This window comes from Caballeronia sp. 11_S32 (assembly GCF_056930355.1).
Window position 1 is genome coordinate 629826 of sequence record NZ_JBXOWH010000004.1, and the last position, 18070, is coordinate 647895.

Genomic DNA, 18070 nt, shown 5'->3' on the forward strand with positions numbered 1-18070 from the left:
GGCGGAGTTATCGAGAAATCTTAACCGTCGTCCATTTGGTCCGGCAAGCCGATCCGGTTTTGCTATCGAACGATCGCCCTTTCGAATTGTTGCGCTATTGGCGTGGGACTATAGTGCCTCTCACGGCATGACAACCCAAAGCAACCAAAACGAAAAGGAGACGAACCCATGAACCGTATCGACCTGGCGAACCGCGTGGTGATCATCACGGGCGGCGCGCGCGGCATCGGGCTGGCGGTGGCCGAGCGCGCGCTGGAATCGGGCGCCGATGTATCGCTGTGGGATGTCGACGGCGAGCGCCTCGCGCGCACGAGCGCCGAGCTCTCGGCGAAGTTCAGGGAGCGCAAGATCAGCGACGCGGTCGTCGAGCTCACCGACGAAGCGTCCGTCGACGCCGCGACGAAGAAGGCGCTCGCGGCGCACGGCCGGATCGACGTGCTCGTCAACAATGCGGGCATCACCGGCGGCAACGGCACGACCTGGGAGCTCGCACCCGACGTGTGGCGCCGCGTGATCGACGTCAACCTGATCGGCCCGTATCTGACCTGCCGCGCCGTGGTGCCGCACATGCTGAAGGCGGGCTATGGGCGCATCGTCAATATCGCGTCGATCGCGGGCAAGGAAGGCAATCCGAACGCGTCGCACTACAGCGCGTCGAAGGCCGGGCTGATCGGGCTCACGAAATCGCTCGGCAAGGAGCTGGCGGGCAAGAACATTCTCGTGAACGCCGTCACGCCCGCCGCCGCGAAAACCGAAATCTTCGATTCGATGTCGCAGCAGCACATCGACTACATGCTCTCCAAGATTCCCATGAACCGGTTCCTGATGCCGCAGGAAGCCGCTTCGCTGATTCTCTGGCTGTCGTCCGAGGACTGCGCGTTCAGCACCGGCGCGGTGTTCGATCTGTCGGGCGGGCGCGCGACCTACTGAGCCGCGTCATCGGGAGACTCACATGAACGATTCCGCACAGTCGGAAGGCGCTGTCACGTCCCGCGTGATGCGCCGTCTTCTGCCGTTCCTCCTGCTCATGTACGTGCTCGCGTTTCTGGACCGCGCGAATATCGGCTTTGCGCAGAAGGCGCTGCAGCAGGACACCGGCCTGACGAATGCCGCGTTCGCGTTCGGCGCGGGCGTGTTTTTCGTCGGCTATGCAATCTTCGAAGTGCCGAGCAATCTGTTGCTGCATCGCGTCGGCGCGAGGCTGTGGATGTGCCGCATCATGGTGACGTGGGGTTTCGTCTCGGCGGCCATGGCCTTCGCGCATAGCGCCACGACGTTCTATGCGCTGCGCTTTCTGCTCGGTGTGGCCGAGGCGGGCTTCTTTCCCGGCATCGTCTATTACCTGACGCGCTGGTTTCCGCAATCGTCGCGGGCGCGCGCGCTCGGCGTGTTTTACTTCGGCGCGCCGCTCGCGTTCATCTTCGGCGCGCCGCTCTCCGGCTTGCTGCTGGATCTGCACGGCGCGCTCGGCCTGAAGGGCTGGCAATGGCTCTTTCTCGTCGAAGGCCTGCTTGCGTCGATCGTCGGCGTGTGGGCTTTCTGGTATCTCGACGACGAACCGGCGAAAGCCCGCTGGCTCACGCACGAACAGCGCACGCTGCTCGTCCGGCGGCTGGACGACGATGCGCGCTTCGCGTCGTCGCACGGGCCGCGCAGCGTGCTCGCGTCGCTCGTGGATGCGCGCGTGCTCGTGTTGTGCTGCGTCTACTTCCTGATCCAGGCGGCGGTGTACGGCGTCGTGTTCTATCTGCCGCAACAGGTCGCGGCGCTGCTCGGCACGAAAGTGGGCTTTCGCGTCGGGCTCGTCACGGCGCTGCCGTGGATCGCGGCCGTGATCGTCACGTGGATCGTGCCGCGCCACGCCGATCGCACGGGCACGCATCGCTTATGCGCGGTGGCGCTGCTCTTGATGTCGGGCATCGCGATCGCGGTATCGGGGCTCGCGGGATCGCCGGCCGTCTCGCTCATCGCGCTGTGCTGCGCGGCGAGCGGCTTCATCGCCGCACAGCCGCTCTTCTGGACCTTCCCGACGCGTTATCTGACGGGCGCGGCCGCCGCGGCCGGGATCGCGCTCATCAACTCGCTCGGCGGGCTCGGCGGCTTCTTCGCGCCAATGGCCCGCACCGCCGCCGAAGCCGCGTTCCACTCGACGGGCGCCGGGCTCATGGTGCTCGGCGGCGCGAGCGTGCTCGCGGCGATCGTCATCGTCGCGCTGGTGCGCACGCGTGAAGGCAGCACGATCACCGATACGCGCGGCAAGCCCGCGAAAGCGTCCTAAATAACCAGGAGACTGACCCATGTCCATGCCCACGATTCGCCAGGTGCGCGCCTTCACGGTCCGCGGCGGCGGCGCCGACTATCACGACCAGGGCGCCGATCACTGGATCGACGATCACATCGCCACGCCGATGGCGCGCTATCCCGAGTACCGCAAGAGCCGCCAGTCGTTCGGGCTGAACGTGCTTGGCTCGCTCGTCGTCGAGATCGAGGCGAGCGACGGCACCGTCGGCTTCGCGGTGACGACGGGCGGCGAGATCGGCGCGTTCATCGTCGAGAAGCATCTCGCGCGTTTTCTCGAAGGGCAGCGCGTGACCGACATCGAAAAGATGTGGGACCAGATGTACAACGCGACGCTTTACTATGGACGCAAGGGCATTGTGCTCAACGCGATTTCGGGCGTCGATCTGGCGTTGTGGGATCTGCTCGCGAAGGTGCGCAAGGAGCCGGTGTTTCATCTGCTCGGCGGACCCGTGCGCGATGAACTGCAGTTCTATGCGACGGGCGCGCGCCCGGACCTCGCGAAGCAGATGGGTTTCATCGGCGGCAAGATGCCCTTGCAGCATGGCCCGGCGGAAGGCGAGGAAGGGCTCGCGAAGAACATCGCGAAGCTTGCGGACATGCGCGCGAAAGTCGGCGACGATTTCTGGCTCATGTTCGATTGCTGGATGAGCCTCGACCTCAACTACGCGAAACGTCTCGCCAACGCGGCGCGCGAATACGGGCTGAAGTGGATCGAGGAAGCACTGCCGCCCGACGACTACTGGGGCTACGCCGAACTGCGCCGCTCGGTGCCGGGCGGCATGATGGTGACGACCGGCGAGCACGAAGCGACGCGCTGGGGCTTTCGCATGCTGTTCGAGATGGGCTGCGCGGATCTCGTGCAGCCTGACGTGGGCTGGTGCGGCGGCATCACGGAGCTCATCAAGATATCGGCGCTCGCCGACGCGCATAACGTGCTGGTCGTGCCGCACGGCTCGTCGGTGTACAGCTATCACTTCGTCGTGACGCGTCACAACTCGCCGTTCGCGGAGTTCCTGATGATGGCGCCCAAGGCCGATCAGGTCGTGCCGATGTTCACGCCCTTGCTGCTCGACGAGCCCGTGCCGGTGAACGGTCGCATGAAGGTGCCGGAGACGCCGGGCTTCGGCGTGCGGCTGAATCCCGAGTGCGCGTTGACGCGGCCTTATACGCATTGACCAATGCCGGGCGGCGACACGTTTGAACAACAATCTCGATCAGATGCGGCAGGCGCGCAGCACCGGCGATCAGCGTTTCGACAACCGGTTCGGCGGTAGTTTCCACGGAGGAGAATTCCGTCGCCAGGCGCACCGGCGCGCAACCAGGCGCGGGTGACGGTGCGAGCCGCCATCCGCCCGACACGGAGGAGACAGACATGCTGTTGCAAGACAAGGTCGTCGTGGTGACGGGCGGCTCGCGCGGCATCGGCCGGGCGATCGCGCTCGCGAGCGCGCGCGAGGGCGCGGATGTCGCCATCAACTACTGGGGCGACAACGACAAGTCGTATGGCAAGGCCTCGGCGGTCGAATCGATCGTCGGCGAGATCGAAGCGCTCGGGCGGCGCGTGATCGCCGTCGAGGGCAATGTGGCCGAACGCGAGACGGGCATCGAGCTGATCCGGCGTACGGTCGATGCGTTCGGCCGCGTCGATGTGCTGTCGAGCAACGCGGGCATCTGTCCGTTCCACGCGTTTCTCGACATGCCGGCGGCCGTCTACGAATCCACGGTCGCGGTGAATCTCAATGGCGCGTTCTACGTGACGCAGGCCGCCGCGAATCAGATGAAGGCGCAGGGCACGGGCGGTGCGATCGTGGCGACGAGCTCGATCAGCGCGCTCGTTGGCGGCGGCATGCAGACGCACTACACGCCGACCAAGGCGGGCGTGCATTCGCTGATGCAATCCTGCGCCATCGCGCTCGGGCCTTACGGCATCCGCTGCAACTCGGTGATGCCGGGCACCATCGCCACCGATCTGAACGCCGAAGATCTTTCCGACAAGGACAAGCGCGCGTATATGGAAAAGCGCATTCCTCTGGGGCGCTTGGGCGATCCGGACGACGTCGCGCAATGCGTCGTGTTCCTCGCCTCGGACCGCGCGCGCTATGTGACGGGCGCGTCGCTGCTGGTGGACGGCGGGCTCTTCGTGAATCTTCAGTAACGCCGGATCAAGGTGAAACCGCCGAGTACTTGCGCAGCAGCGCGATGAAGTACTCGGCAGGCTCGCTCAAGGTCTCGAACTTGCGCCGCAACAGCCCGAAACCCGACAGGCTCTTGCCGATCTCGATCGGCAATTCGATCAGCAACTGCGCGCGCAGATAATCCCGCACGACCGACTCCGGCAGCATCGCCACGGCTTCGCTGTTCTGCAGCAATTGCAGCGTCGCGAAGATCGACGCGCATTCGACGATATCCGCGGGCGTCGTCAGACCGGCGCGCGCAAGCTCGTCTTCGAAAAGGCCGCGCGCGGGGCTCGCGATCGGCTGCAGAATCCACGGCCATCCCACGAGCATGTCCAGCGTGATTTCCGTTTTCCCGGCGAGCGGATGCCCCGCGCGCACGACGAGGCGCATGGCTTCGCGCGCGAGCGGCTCGAAGTCGAAATCGTTGTGCTGCAAGGGTGTCGTCAGACGTCCGAGCGCGAGATCGACCTCGCGGCGATGCAGCAATTGCACGACCTGATCGCTCGTCTCGCCGAGAATGCGCACGTTCAGGAGCGGCCGCTCGGATTTCAGCTCCGCAACGGCCATCGCGAGCACGTCGGGCGCGGCGCCCATGATCGCGCCGACCGTCAGTTGCCCGTGGCCGCCGCGGCGCTTCGCATCGAGATCGTCGGCGAAACGCGTGAGATCGGCGAGCGAGCGGCGCGCGTAGGCGAGGGCGGCGGTGCCGAGCGGCGTCGGCCGCATGCCACGCGCGTTGCGCTCGAAGAGCTGAAAGCCGAACGCTTCCTCGATATCCGCGAGCATGCGGCTTGCGCTCGGCTGCGCGACGTTGATCGTCTCGGCGGCCTGATGCAGATTGCGCGCATCATCGAGCGCGACCAAGAGCGCCAGATGCTTGAACTTCAGCCGATTGACCAGCGCATTCGGCGACACACTTTGGGACACGTTCTGGTTCATTCGACAGTCCGCGTTGAACCGCGCGATCATACGGCGCAGCGATACGTTTTTGCGATCGGCCAATCCTGCTTTCGGATTGTCGTGTTATCGGCCGGCGAATTATAGTCGCAGCACAACGAGTCCCGAGCACAGGGATTCACCAATCAAAACAAGGCGGGCCGCCATGGAGACAGTGGCATTTCGCATGACCCTGAAGCCAGGCATGCGCGAGGAATACGAAAAGCGCCATCGCGAGATCTGGCCGGTACTGGTCGATGCACTGCGCGCCGCGGGCATCCGCGACTACCGGATCTTTCTCGACGAACCCACAGGGCATCTCTTCGCCATCTATCAGCGCACGGACACGCATACGACGGATGCGCTGCCCGCGCTGCCGATCATGCGCAAGTGGTGGGACTACATGGCCGAGCTGATGGAGACGCACGCGGACAATGCGCCCGTGACCGTGCCGCTCGTGCCCGTCTTTCATCTTCCCTGAAACGTTCGCCTCTTTCGCGAGGAACGCCCCATGCAGGTCGTCGATCCGCATATCCATCTGTGGGATCTGTCCACGCATCATTACCCTTGGCTCGCGAATCCGCGCACGTCGTTCGTCGGGGATGCGCGTGACTTGCAGCACGACTATCTGCTCGCGGATCTGCTGCGCGATGCACAAGACATCGAGGTGCTGAAGCTCGTGCATGTCGATGCGAATCATGATCCCGCCGATCCCGTCGAGGAAACGCGCTGGCTGCAAGGCATCGCTGATGGAGACGGGCGCGGCATGCCGAACGGCATCGTCGCGGGCGCGGATTTATCGGCGGATAACGCACAAGCCGTGCTCGAAGCGCACGCGGCGTTCGCCAATACGCGCGGCATCCGCCAGATTCTCAACGTGCATGACAGCGAGCTCTACGACTACGTCGGACGCCATTACATGCGCGAGACGCAATGGCGCAGGCACTTCGCGTTGCTGAAGCGCTTCGGCCTGTCGTTCGATCTGCAGCTTTATCCGTCGCAGATGGAAGAGGCCGCGCAACTTGCGCGCGAACATGCGGATACGCAGTTCATCGTCAATCACGCGGGCATGTTCGTGGACCGCAACGCGACGCGGGGCTATCGCGCGTGGCGCGAAGGCATGCGCGCGCTTGCCGCATGCCCGAATGTGGCCGTGAAGATCAGCGGTCTTGCGATGTTCGATCACGCGTGGACCATCGAAAGCCTGCGTCCATACGTGCACGAAGTGATCGACACGTTCGGCTGCGACCGCGCGATGTTCGCGTCGAACTTTCCGGTGGACCGGCTGTTCGGCACGTATACGGCCTTGTGGAACGCGTATGCGCGGATCGTGAGCGATGCGAGCGACAGCGAGAAACAGGCGTTCTTCGTGCGCAACGCGGAACGCATCTATCGCATTTGAGAGGTGAAGACATGACGATGCCCCGTCTTGAACTCAGACACGCGAGCAAATCGTTCGGCCGCGTGCGCGCGCTCGGCGACGGCAGCCTCCAGCTCTTTCCCGGGGAAGTCCACGCATTGCTCGGCGAGAACGGCGCGGGCAAGTCGACGCTCGTGAAGCTGCTCGCCGGCGTGTATCGGCCCGATGCGGGCGAGTTGCTCGTCGAAGGCATCGCGCGCCGCTTCGCGAATCCCGCCGAAGCGCGCGATGCGGGCATCGCCGTGATCTATCAGGAGCCGACGCTCTTCGCGGATCTTTCGATCGCCGAGAACATCTATATGGGCCGGCAGCCGCGCGATCGCTTCGGGCGCATTCGTTATGACGAGATGCATCGCGAGGTGGATGCGCTGTTGTCGTCGCTCGGCGTGAACTTGCGGGCGCAGCGGCTCGTGCGCGGATTGTCGATCGCGGATCAGCAGGTGGTCGAGATCGCGAAGGCTTTGTCGCTCGATGCGAACGTGCTCATCATGGACGAGCCGACCGCCGCGCTTTCGCTGCCCGAAGTGGAGCGTCTGTTCGCCATCGTGCGCGGGTTGAAAGAGCGCGACGTCGCGATTCTTTTCATCACGCATCGTCTCGACGAAGTGTTCGCGCTGACACAGCGCATGACGATCATGCGCGACGGCATGAAGGTCTGCGACGCCCTCACGCAGGACATGAATATCGATGCGATCGTGAGCAGGATGGTGGGCCGCGATCTCGACACGTTCTATCCGAAAGCCGATGTGACGCCCGGCGACGTGCGTCTCTCGGTGCGCAATCTCACGCGCGAAGGCGTGTTCAGGAACGTGTCCTTCGATGTGCGCGCGGGCGAGATCGTCGCGCTTGCCGGTTTGGTTGGGGCGGGACGCAGCGAAGTCGCGCGCGCGATCTTCGGCATCGATCCTGTCGATGGCGGCGAAGTGAAGATCGCAGGCAGAACGCTCGCATTGGGCCGTCCTGCCGCCGCGGTGCGCGCGGGACTCGCGCTCGTGCCGGAAGATCGCCGCGCGCAAGGCCTCGCGCTCGAGTTGAGCATCGCGCGCAATGCGTCGCTGACCGTGCTCGGCCGATTGATGCGACACGGGCTCATCACGTCGCGAAGCGAATCGACGCTCGCGGCCGACTGGGGCAAGCGGCTTCGTCTCAAAGCCAGCGATCTCGATGCGCCCGTCGGCACGCTATCGGGCGGCAACCAGCAGAAGGTCGTGCTCGGCAAATGGCTCGCGACGAACCCGAAGGTGCTCATCATCGACGAACCGACGCGCGGCATCGATGTGGGCGCGAAAGCGGAGGTGTATCGCACGCTCGCCGAACTCGTGAAGGACGGCATGGCCGTGCTGATGATATCGAGCGAGCTGCCGGAAGTGCTCGGCATGGCCGACCGCGTGCTCGTGATGCACGAAGGCCGCATCAGCGCGGATATCGCCCGCGCCGATGCGAATGAAGAACGGGTGATGAGCGCCGCTTTGGGCGCTTCAACGCAAGCTCTAGGACGCGCGGCATGATGACACGACACTCTCCAACGCTACCCGCGATGCCGCCGGCCGAAACCAGACGCGAGAGCCTCGCGGTCTCGATCGCGAAGAGCCGCGAGCTGACGCTTTTCATCGTGCTGCTCGTGCTGATCGGCGCGACGGCCGCGGTCAAGCCCGACTTCCTCAATCTGCAAAACCTGCGCGACGTGCTGCTCAATGTATCGATCATCGGCCTGCTGACGGCGGGCATGACGATCGTGATGCTGATGCGGCATATTGATCTGTCGGTGGCGTCGATCGTCGGCGTGAGCGCGTATGCGCTCGGGAGCCTCTTCGTCATGTTCCCGCACATGCCCGTGATCGTCGCGATGATCGCGGGCATGGGCATCGGCCTTGTCATAGGCGCGGTGAACGGCGCGCTCGTCACGTTCGGGCGCGTGCCTTCGCTCGTCGCCACGTTGTCGACGCTGTATATCGTGCGCGGCGCCGATTACGCGTGGGTGCACGGCGGACAGATCAACGCGACGAGCCTGCCCGATGCGTTCGCGTCCATCGCCACGGGCTCGCTTCTCGGCGTGCCGAATCTCGTGCTGATCGCGCTGGTCGTGCTGATCGCGTTGTCGGTGTATCTGAAGCAGTATCGCGGCGGGCGCGAGCATTATGCGATCGGCTCGAATCCCGAAGCCGCGCGTCTCGCGGGCATACGCGTGGACCGGCGCGTGATGATCGGCTTTCTCTTGTCGGGCGCGATCGCGGGTCTCGCGGGCGTGCTGTGGCTCGCGCGCTTCGGCACCGTCGATGCCAGCACCGCGAAGGGCATCGAGTTGCAGGTGGTCGCGGCGGCGGTGGTCGGCAGCGTCGCGATCACGGGCGGCGTGGGCACGATCGCGGGCGCGACGCTCGGCGCGCTCGTGCTCGGCGTCATCAACATCGCACTGGTGGTGCTGCGCGTGTCGCCGTTCTGGCAGCAGGCGATTCAAGGCGCGCTGATCGTTGCGGCGATCGCGCTCGATACCTTGCTCGCGCGTTCCGTCGCGCGCCGCATGATGAGGAAACGCGATCATGGCTAAGGCCGATTCCGCTCTCGCAACGACCAGACGCCGCCACCTCCAATGGGAAGCGATGCTCGCGATCGTGCTCGCCGTCGCGCTCGTCGCGGGGCGCGTGCTGTCGCCGCTGTTTCTATCGGCGGCGAATATCTCGAACATGCTCGCGGACTTCACCGAGATCGCGCTGATCGCGCTGCCGATGACGCTCATTATCGTCGCGGCGGAGATCGATCTGTCGGTGGCGTCGGTGCTCGGCGCATCGAGCGCGCTGATGGGCGTGCTCTGGCACATGGGCCTGCCGATGCCGCTCGTGATCGTCCTCGTGCTGCTCTTCGGGACGCTTGCGGGCCTGTTGAACGGCCTCGTGATCGTGCGCTTCGAACTGCCGTCGCTGGCCGTGACTATCGGCACGCTGGCGCTGTTTCGCGGTCTCGCGTATGTGCTGCTCGGCGATCAGGCTATCGCGGATTTTCCCGCGTCGTACACGGCCTTCGGCATCGACACCATCGGCAACAGCTTCCTGCCGATGCCGTTCATTCTCGTGATTGCGGGCGCCATCGTCTTCACGGTGCTGCTGCAGGCGACGCCCTTCGGCCGCAGTCTCTTTGCAATCGGCGCGAACCCGACGGCCGCGCGCTTCTCCGGCATCGACGTCGCGAAGACGAAGCTTACGCTCTTCATGATGTCGGGCGCGATGGCGGCGCTCGCGGGCGTCGTCTATACGCTGCGCTTCACGAGCGCGCGCGGCGATAACGGCGAAGGCTTCGAGCTGTCCGTGATCGCGGCGGTGCTGTTCGGCGGCGTGAGCATCTTTGGCGGCCGCGGCTCGATGATCGGCGTGCTGCTGTCGCTCGTCATCATCGGCGTGTTGCGCAATGCGTTGACGCTCGCGGATGTATCGAGCGAAACGCTCACGATCGTGACGGGCGCGCTGCTGCTCTCGTCGGTGCTGATCCCGAACCTCGTCGCGCGCTGGCGGGCGGCGCGCGAAAAGCGTCTCATGGCGCAGGCGCTTTGACGCAGTGAGATGTCCGTTGCGGGTATTCGTTGCAAACCAGCGCAATCATGCGCAATGACAGGAGACTTGACGACATGAAGAAGCCCATTCGATTCCCGCGCGGCCCGGCGCTGGCGGCGGCCTTTCTCGCTGCGACCGTCGCGCTGAGCGCGAGCGCCGCCGACATCAAGAGCGGCCTGAAGATCGCCTTTCTGCCGAAGCAGATCAACAACCCGTACGAGGTCATCGCCGACGATGGCGGCATGGCCGCGATCAAGGAGATGAAGGGCGACGGCAAGGTGGTGGGGCCGTCGGATGCGGGCGCGTCGTCGCAGGTGAGCTATATCAACACGCTCATCACGCAGCGTCAGAACGCGATTGTGATCGCGGCGAACGATGCCAACGCGGTCGTGCCGTATCTGAAGAAGGCGATGTCGCAGGGTATCAAGGTCGTGACCTTCGATTCGGATACCGCGCCTGAAGGCCGGCAGATCTTCGTCAATCAGGCCGATTCGGAGGCGATCGGGCGCGGGCAGATTCAGTTGCTGTCGAAGCTGATCGGCGGCGAGGGCGAGTTCGCGATTCTCTCCGCGACGCCCAACGCGACGAATCAGAACACCTGGATCAAGTGGATGCAGGAGGAGCTGAAGAAGCCTGAATATTCGAAGATGAAGCTCGTGAAGATCGCCTACGGCAACGACGACGATCAGAAGTCTTTCGTCGAGACGCAGGGCTTGTTGCAGGCGTATCCGAATCTGAAGGGGATCGTCGCGCCGACGTCCGTCGGGATCGCGGCGGCGGCGCGCTATATCTCGAGCTCGCCGGCAAAGGGCAAGGTCGTGGTGACGGGCCTCGGCACGCCGAACCAGATGCGCGCGTTCGTGAAGAACGGCACGGTCAAGGCGTTCCAGTTGTGGGACCCGGGCCAGTTGGGATATCTCGCGGCCTTTGCGGCGGCCAATCTCGCGTCGGGGACGATCACCGGCAAGGAAGGCGATTCGTTCGATGCGGGCAAGCTGGGCAAACGGACGGTGGGCAAGAGCGGGGAAGTGATTCTCGGGCCGCCGACCACCTTCGATGCGGCGAATATCGATAACTTCAATTTTTGAAGCGAAGGGGCGTTGCTAGCCTGAGAGACGACGAAACGCCCTTCGGGGCGTTTCGTTTTTTTCAGCGGTTGCCGCGTTGGCGATGCGGGTTGGAAAAGCCTTTTTCGATCAATGAGTTGAGGTGGTGCTCCTACTGCTATCCACAAGGCTCTCCACAGAAACTGTGGAAATCTTTTGGGTTGCGGCGCATCACCTTCCTACCTTCAGGTAGAACGCTTAAGTTGTTGAAGTAAAGGGGTTTTAGATAGATTGCTGTTCGCCTACGGGCAGGCCGTGACGGATTGCCCCTTATCGGGGGCAGTTCGATTCGTCGTTTGGTAGCCGAGACTCCTAAGCCCGTCATTTGGGCACCCGCCCGCCTCTATCCGAGAGACAGAAGGTGAGATAGACGAACAGGAAATCGGTATGTTGTAAGAACTCGAACAGCAAGCCTCAGGGGTCGCTCGGCCCCCCCCGACACAGCGCACCGGGCAATATAGCCAGATGCGTGCTGGAATCCAGCGCGTCGCCAACGGAATGTCAACGACACTGCGCCAGTACCGGGGTATGGTTCGACACCTGCTTGCACCCTTTGCAGGATGCCCTGGTGAAGGCAACGAAGGGTTACGAAAAAAAGCGCCCCTTCTGCACGTCCAATTTAATATGGATTGCATACAACGCTTACCGGCGATTCCCGACGTCGCTCGCGCAGCAAGTTAATATATCGAACATCAGCAACCCCTTTGCCCCGCTTCACGCGGGTTTTTTCGGGATAACGAAATCATGAGAGATGCTCAAGGGCTCTATGTAGCAGTCCTGAATAGAAAGACCGATCACGGTGGAACCATTATCGAAGCCGCCGAAACGTTCACAGTGAAAGGCGCGCGCGTCGCGCTCGATGGGCATTTGACAGAGTGCCCAAAATGCAGCGGCACATTCCCGATCCTCGCGAGCGGCAGCATGACTCATCGGGGCAGGCGTGTCGCCCACCTGGGAGACAAGACCGCGTGTGGTGCAACGCTGATCGCGGGGTAATGCATGGCAGAAGAGGTACAGATGCACGTACTTGGATTGCGCTGCGACGCGCTGCCCGAACCTGATTATTTCGGCACGCCGTTCCTCACGCCAACGCGCATTCGCGGCACCGAAGGGCTGAGTGAACTCTTCGAATATGTCGTCACCGCACGTATATCGGACGGGCGCCACAACTTGCGCACGACCGACCAGCACTTCGACATTGCGGCGATTGTCGGGGCCGAAGCCACGGTATCGATCGAAGTCACCGGCAACCTCGGCGCACACACGCGCGAGATCACCGGCCTTGTCAGTGCGGCGCGCATCGTCGGCCCCGATGGAAGCTCGATGATCTACGAGTTGACCCTGCGCCCGTGGCTGCACCTTGCCACGCTGAACCAGACGAGCCGGGTGTTCCTCGGCATGAACGTCGTCGAGGTCACACGCGAGGTGCTGAACAACTACGCGTACCGGGTCGATTACCGCATCAGCGCGTGGGAATTCTCGAATGGCATGTTTCCCAAACGGGACTACCAGCGCCAAGCCTTCGAAAGTGATTACCACTTCCTGTGCCGCTTATGGGAAGAATGGGGTATCTGGTTCTGGTTTGAGCACACCGAGGGCTTTCATCGTCTGGTGCTGTCGGATTCGATGGACGCTCATCGGCGTCATGACCTTGCCTACGAGACACTGCGCTTTCACGCTGCGTCGGACAGGCACGCAACCGCTCGTCTGCGATGCGGAGTTCGAACTGCAACCGATGTCGGTCTACTTCCGCGCGCCGCAGAAGACCCCCAAACCGCGCATCAGCGGCCCTGAACATGCCGTCGTCGTCACCGCGGACGACCAGTATGAACACTGGCTCGACGCGATGAACCGGGTACGCGTGCAGTTCGCATGGGACCGCACCGGTCAGTTCGACGGTAATGGTTCGGCGTGGCTGCGCGTGTCGATGCCGTGGCAGGGGGCGACACGGGGGATGGCATTGCCATACCGCGTTGGCGATGAGGTCATCGTGGACCACTTCAATGGCGACCCCGATCTGCCCATCGTGGTTGGCAGTGTGACTAACAAATGGAATCCGCCCGCGTGGGATCTGCCGCATAACCAGAGCCTGTCAGGCATTCGCAGCAAGAGCCTGGGTGCAAGCTCCGCCTCGAATCACCTCGCGCTCGATGACACCAAGGACGGGTTACAGGCCCAGCTCGCGAGCGATCACCAGACATCGATTCTGAGCCTCGGACGGATCAGGCGCATCGTCGGGCGCAAGGGACTAAAGGAGGCGGCAGGCGACGGATTCGAGCTGCGTTCGGACGGCCACGGCGTGCTGCGGGCTGGGAATGGCATGCTGATTACCACCGAAGCCCGAGCCGACGCGTGCGGCCATGCCAAGGACATGAGTGAGACCGTTGCACGGCTCACGCAGGCGCGCGACATTCACGAAAATCTGGCCGAGTCCGCGAAGCACCACGGTGCGCAGACCGCCCTGCACAATCAAGCTGAAGTCGCCCAATCGATCAAGGCCGCAAACCATGATCTGCGCGGAACCGGCAAGGCAGACGCGGCCACGGGCGAGTTTCCCGAGATCGATGCCCCCCACCTGACACTGGCCAGTCCGGCAGGCATTCAGACGACCACGGCAGGCAGCACGCATCAAGCGAGCGAGAAGGACCACGCCATCACGGCCGGGCGCCATATGAGCTTTGCGGCGGCGCGCTCGATATTCGCGAGCGCCGTGAACTCGTTCGCGGTGTTCGTGCAGAAAGCCGGTGTCAAACTCGTCGCAGCGGCGGGCAAAGTTCACCTCGAAGCACAGACCGATACCGTAGAGGTGATCGGCAAGAAGGGCGTGCAAGTCGTCAGCGCGGACGGCTGGATCAACCTCACCTCGATCAAGGGCATCCGCCTGAACGGCGGCGGCACGGTGCTGGAGATCAGCCCCAAAGGGCTGGTCGGCCTGACCAATGGTGCATTCCTCGTCCACGCCGCGAGTCATGCAACCGATGACCCGCAGGCCAAGCCGGTACAAATGCCGCTGGCCGACATCGAGGATGCGAAGGTAGCCGAGCCGTTCGTGCTGGTTGACCCCCTCTCGGGGTTCGGTCTGCCCGAACAACCCTACCGCATCACGCTCGATGACGGGCGCGTGGTCACGGGCACGACCAACAGCAAGGGCGAGACGGCGCTCGTGCTGGCCGACGCCATCCAGCCCGCCACGGTCGAGATCCTGCACAACGATGGCACGGATAACCCGTCCTCCATTCTCTCGGCGCTGCTCATACAGTCCACGAATGCGCACATGCCGGAGGTCGTCTCGCAGAAGAAGCCGGTCAAGACCAGGCTCAACAATCGCGAGCTGGAGTCGTATGAGAATGCGACATCGAGTTCGGGTCACAGTATCTACTTCGCGGTGTGCCAGTCGTATAACTGGGGCATGCGCTACAGCGTGAAGGACAAGCAAAACTCGCAGCGGCTCTCTTCAATCTTCAGCACTTCCTAGCCATTAAGTGGTATCCCACCTACGCCAACGACCAACAATCACTTCAAGACGAATTCGCACGTGCAAAAAGGCAAGCAACGTTGCTACTCGGTCACGCCGGTGCCGGGGGCTCGGCTATCGACATCGATGACATGCTTCATGGGACAAGTACCGAAGGCTATTCGTCGCGGCCTTGGGAAGACGACGCGTTCTATTGTGGGGAGATCGCGGGTTCGTACTGGAGCCATCGCGCGCCTGATGATGTGGCTGACAATCAGTGCAGCCGTCAGTACGCCGCTGCCTACAACAGCCGCCAGCGCCGCGCCGCCGCAGGCGCTGGAACCGCAACCGTTTCAGCTACCAACAACAAGTACGGAGGGTGAACGAATGCGAGTTGCACCAAAGCGAGACCCACAAACCCCCGTCACGCCGGCACAGATCGCGGACATTCTCAGAGTGTCCGAGATTGGCGCACGATGGGTGGCCGGTGCAATTACGATTGAAGATGTGCAAACGAACCTCCACAAACTTAAACCTTCTATCAATAGCGGCGAGGTGATCTCCTACTACTACGATGGCAACGAATTCGCTGCTCGCTTTCGATTGAACCTCGAGACGGAAGCTGAAAAGGATTCAATGGGGAGAAAATTCTCGATTAATCTAGCGGAATCGAAGTCCGCCAGCATCCCCCGTGAAACTTTTGAACAGCGACTCGGGCTGCATCGAGATGTCCCCGGTGAGGTCATCGATGGCATTCGCACCAACTATCCACGATACTTTGCAACCCCTCGTTTTGATTTTGATTCGGTAGCCCCCGACGAAGTGGGCCTCAACCTGCACGTGCCCGTACCCGAGAATTCAATCTTCGAGGTCAGTGCGGAATTCGAATACCGAATCGTCCCCGAGAACCCCGCCGAAGCCACGTTCGAAACCACCACGAGCTTCCGTTCACTTGAGATCACCCGCTGGTATCTCACCCCTGAACAACTGGAAGAACGGAACCATACCAAGCGCCTGAAATACGGCGCGATGAACCTGCGCTCGGGCATGCTGTGTCCCGAGACAGGATGGTGGCAGGTGTGGCTCGACAAGGACGCGGGCGAGGATGCCACCTTTTGGAATGCCACAGGATATGAGTGGTCGGGTGCCGTAGACCTTCGCTTTGCGGGAGACCCATTTCCAATCAAGCGTCTGCTAAATGGCGGGCAGTCCAATGCGAGCTACACGTGGGTTAAACCTTACCCGCAGAGATAAGTAGAGGGACACCCCGCCGCAGGGCGGGGCCAAAGTCACCCAATGACTTCTGCACGCTCGACATTCACGAAGTCCATACGCGTTCATTCGGGCTAAAAGCCCTGCCGCCATGGCGGGGCAACATGTCCTCCAAGATAGAGTCCAAAATGAACTATGTCCGGCCGTTCATAACGACTGGATTCACGGGAAAATCTCGCGGAACCGCAAACAAACTGCGGCGCGCGTGATCGAGCCTACCGTGAAGTTACTGAATAAACTGGCGGCTACGGGCGGCATACGCAAAAGTGAGTGCACAGAAACTGTGGACAACCACGCACTCACTTCACCGTCTGCCCGGCCCTCAACACCTGCACCGCCGTCGCGGATTCGAATTGCGCGTGCACCGAATCCCCAGCCTTCAATCCGGCCAGCGAGACATCCGGCGCAGCCTGGAGCGTCACCGTGCGGTTCGGTCCGCGCAAGGTCACGAGCCGCTTTTTCGCATCGATGCGCTCGATCGTCCCGATCACCTCGACGATGCGCGACTGCGCCATCACGCCGCCCGACGCCGGAATTGCGGCCTCGGTGTCGATGCGCTGACGGATGCCATCCGACTTCACTTTCGTCGCGCGCACGAGCAGCGCGGCGCGATAGTCGATGTTCACGATATCGCCGAGTTGCAGCTTCTTGACATCGCCGATTTCGGGATTGACCGCCACTTCGACCACGCCTCCGCGCGGCCCTTGCAACGACACGCTGTTGGTCACCGGATCGATGCCGACCACGCGCGCCTGCACTTGCGCGACGGCCGCCGCGCCGCGCGCCGTCGTGGCGGACGCCGCGTCCTGCGCCGACGCATTGCCGATCGCGGCGAGCGCGAGCGCCACGCCTGCCACGAGTGCCTTGAATGGGCGATCCGACCGTTGAGATGTCCAGCGAATCATGCGTTATCTCCTTGTCTTGATGAATGGCGTTTCGATCAGTGTGACCGCCGTGCCCTCAGCGGCGCGACTTCGACAGCAAATGGCCGAGTCCGAGATTGGTGGCGATCTGCCAGATATAGACGCGCGAGTAACGCACGCCGTAGCGCCGCTCGATCAACTCGCGCAGGCGCCCATTGGTCCATGTGTCGCTCTCGAAGCCGTGTTCGCGCGCCGATCCCCGCAATGCGGCTGCGATCCAGTCGAGCGCCTCGCGATCGAGCACCGACGCCCGCCCGCCGACGCCCATCTTCGCGAGCGCATCGAGGCCGCCCTCGGAGACGATCGCCTTGTAGCGCCGCACGGTCTGCGTCGACAGATGCAACTGCTCGGCCACCGTCTCGACCGACGCGCCTTCGAGCAGCATGCGGCCGGCTGTCATGCGCCGCACGACGCTCGGCAGTGTGTCGGGACGGGAGAGCATGGCGCGCGCCGCTCGATGGTTCGGATTACGTGCTATTGCCTGCGAAGTCAGGCGCCGCTCCGCGGACTGGCGTCGGCATCCGGCGCTCGTCCCTGTGCGGGGCGATGTGCGCGGGAGGCGGGTGCAACGTTGCGGCGTCCGTATGCGTTCATGCGTGCCTCCTCGTCGAGTGGAGACGGCGGGACTTGATCGGGCGTGCTTGACGTCTGGTCAATGCGCGGCTTTCTGTGCGAGCCGACTTACAGAGAGCTACCAATAAACGTTTTCAGGCTCGATGGGCAACCATCTGCGAAAATTTTTTGGGCTTGATAATTCTCGGCGAATTGCCTATGAGCAGCAAACATGGCAGCCGAGAACACGGCGCGCGCAACGCGACGCGCGTTTGTATCAACGCGTATTCGATGCGATGCACGAACTCATACCGCACGCCGATGCCCCGCGAATGACGCCATGTCGAATGACGCCATGTCTTTCGTATGCGCCGCGCGTGCGCA

At 63.0% G+C, this 18070-nt stretch carries 18 protein-coding genes; 15 read left to right on the plus strand and 3 right to left on the minus strand.

Features of this window, described 5'->3' with window-relative positions:
• The first annotated feature begins 168 nt into the window (after positions 1–168).
• From AC1Z32_RS28950 to lra1, 5 genes are read left to right on the plus strand one after another with little or no spacing between them, the layout of a single operon-like run.
• On the plus strand, positions 169–930 hold the full coding sequence (locus tag AC1Z32_RS28950) for an SDR family oxidoreductase (protein ID WP_483482266.1): 762 nt from the start codon (positions 169–171) through the stop codon (positions 928–930).
• Positions 931–952: 22 nt separating this feature from the next.
• Positions 953–2278, plus strand: a complete 1326-nt coding sequence (locus tag AC1Z32_RS28955; RefSeq protein WP_483482267.1) for an MFS transporter — start codon at positions 953–955, stop codon at positions 2276–2278.
• A gap of 19 nt (positions 2279–2297) precedes the next feature.
• Positions 2298–3476, plus strand: coding sequence for an L-rhamnonate dehydratase (rhmD, locus tag AC1Z32_RS28960; protein ID WP_483482268.1), 1179 nt, complete (start codon positions 2298–2300; stop codon positions 3474–3476).
• Positions 3477–3498: 22 nt separating this feature from the next.
• Complete coding sequence (locus AC1Z32_RS28965; RefSeq protein ID WP_483482269.1) at positions 3499–3633, plus strand: hypothetical protein; 135 nt, start codon at positions 3499–3501, stop codon at positions 3631–3633.
• A gap of 40 nt (positions 3634–3673) precedes the next feature.
• Entirely contained in the window at positions 3674–4456 is a 783-nt protein-coding gene (lra1, locus tag AC1Z32_RS28970) for an L-rhamnose 1-dehydrogenase Lra1 (protein WP_483482270.1), read from the plus strand.
• Positions 4457–4463: 7 nt separating this feature from the next.
• Here the strand turns inward: lra1 and AC1Z32_RS28975 are convergent, their stop codons facing one another.
• Positions 4464–5417: a LysR family transcriptional regulator gene (locus tag AC1Z32_RS28975; RefSeq protein WP_483482271.1), complete on the minus strand. Its 954-nt coding sequence runs from the start codon at positions 5415–5417 to the stop codon at positions 4464–4466.
• 163 nt (positions 5418–5580) lie between these two features.
• Here AC1Z32_RS28975 and AC1Z32_RS28980 point away from each other — a divergent pair, with 163 nt between their 5' ends.
• The 10 genes from AC1Z32_RS28980 (at position 5581) to AC1Z32_RS29025 (ending at position 16193) form a co-directional block, all read left to right on the plus strand.
• Positions 5581–5895, plus strand: coding sequence for an L-rhamnose mutarotase (locus AC1Z32_RS28980; RefSeq protein WP_483482272.1), 315 nt, complete (start codon positions 5581–5583; stop codon positions 5893–5895).
• Between the two features lie 30 nt (positions 5896–5925).
• A complete protein-coding gene (locus AC1Z32_RS28985) occupies positions 5926–6816 on the plus strand; it encodes an amidohydrolase family protein (RefSeq protein ID WP_483482273.1) in 891 nt (296 codons plus the stop codon).
• 17 nt (positions 6817–6833) lie between these two features.
• Complete coding sequence (locus AC1Z32_RS28990) at positions 6834–8342, plus strand: sugar ABC transporter ATP-binding protein (RefSeq protein WP_483483340.1); 1509 nt, start codon at positions 6834–6836, stop codon at positions 8340–8342.
• Positions 8342–9382 carry an ABC transporter permease gene (locus AC1Z32_RS28995; protein WP_483483341.1) on the plus strand — a complete coding sequence of 347 codons (1041 nt, stop codon included), beginning with the start codon at positions 8342–8344 and terminating at the stop codon, positions 9380–9382. Before AC1Z32_RS28990 ends, AC1Z32_RS28995 begins: the two co-directional genes overlap by 1 nt.
• On the plus strand, positions 9375–10379 hold the full coding sequence (locus tag AC1Z32_RS29000) for an ABC transporter permease (protein WP_483482274.1): 1005 nt from the start codon (positions 9375–9377) through the stop codon (positions 10377–10379). The genes AC1Z32_RS28995 and AC1Z32_RS29000 overlap by 8 nt, the downstream gene beginning before the upstream one ends.
• 74 nt (positions 10380–10453) lie before the next feature.
• The gene (rhaS, locus tag AC1Z32_RS29005; RefSeq protein WP_062604122.1) at positions 10454–11467 is read left to right on the plus strand and encodes a rhamnose ABC transporter substrate-binding protein; all 1014 of its coding nucleotides are present in this window, start codon (positions 10454–10456) and stop codon (positions 11465–11467) included.
• A gap of 762 nt (positions 11468–12229) precedes the next feature.
• On the plus strand, positions 12230–12481 hold the full coding sequence (locus tag AC1Z32_RS29010; RefSeq protein WP_483482275.1) for a PAAR domain-containing protein: 252 nt from the start codon (positions 12230–12232) through the stop codon (positions 12479–12481).
• Between the two features lie 3 nt (positions 12482–12484).
• Complete coding sequence (locus AC1Z32_RS29015) at positions 12485–13279, plus strand: contractile injection system protein, VgrG/Pvc8 family (RefSeq protein ID WP_483482276.1); 795 nt, start codon at positions 12485–12487, stop codon at positions 13277–13279.
• On the plus strand, positions 13221–14960 hold the full coding sequence (locus AC1Z32_RS29020; RefSeq protein WP_483482277.1) for a DUF2345 domain-containing protein: 1740 nt from the start codon (positions 13221–13223) through the stop codon (positions 14958–14960). Before AC1Z32_RS29015 ends, AC1Z32_RS29020 begins: the two co-directional genes overlap by 59 nt.
• A gap of 60 nt (positions 14961–15020) precedes the next feature.
• On the plus strand, positions 15021–16193 hold the full coding sequence (locus AC1Z32_RS29025; protein ID WP_483482278.1) for a hypothetical protein: 1173 nt from the start codon (positions 15021–15023) through the stop codon (positions 16191–16193).
• Between the two features lie 317 nt (positions 16194–16510).
• Here AC1Z32_RS29025 and AC1Z32_RS29030 read toward each other — a convergent pair whose 3' ends face one another.
• Both AC1Z32_RS29030 and AC1Z32_RS29035 read right to left on the minus strand, forming a co-directional pair.
• Positions 16511–17116, minus strand: coding sequence for a hypothetical protein (locus tag AC1Z32_RS29030; RefSeq protein WP_483482279.1), 606 nt, complete (start codon positions 17114–17116; stop codon positions 16511–16513).
• 55 nt (positions 17117–17171) lie between these two features.
• Positions 17172–17576, minus strand: a complete 405-nt coding sequence (locus tag AC1Z32_RS29035) for a helix-turn-helix domain-containing protein (RefSeq protein WP_483482280.1) — start codon at positions 17574–17576, stop codon at positions 17172–17174.
• Positions 17577–18070 lie beyond the last annotated feature (494 nt).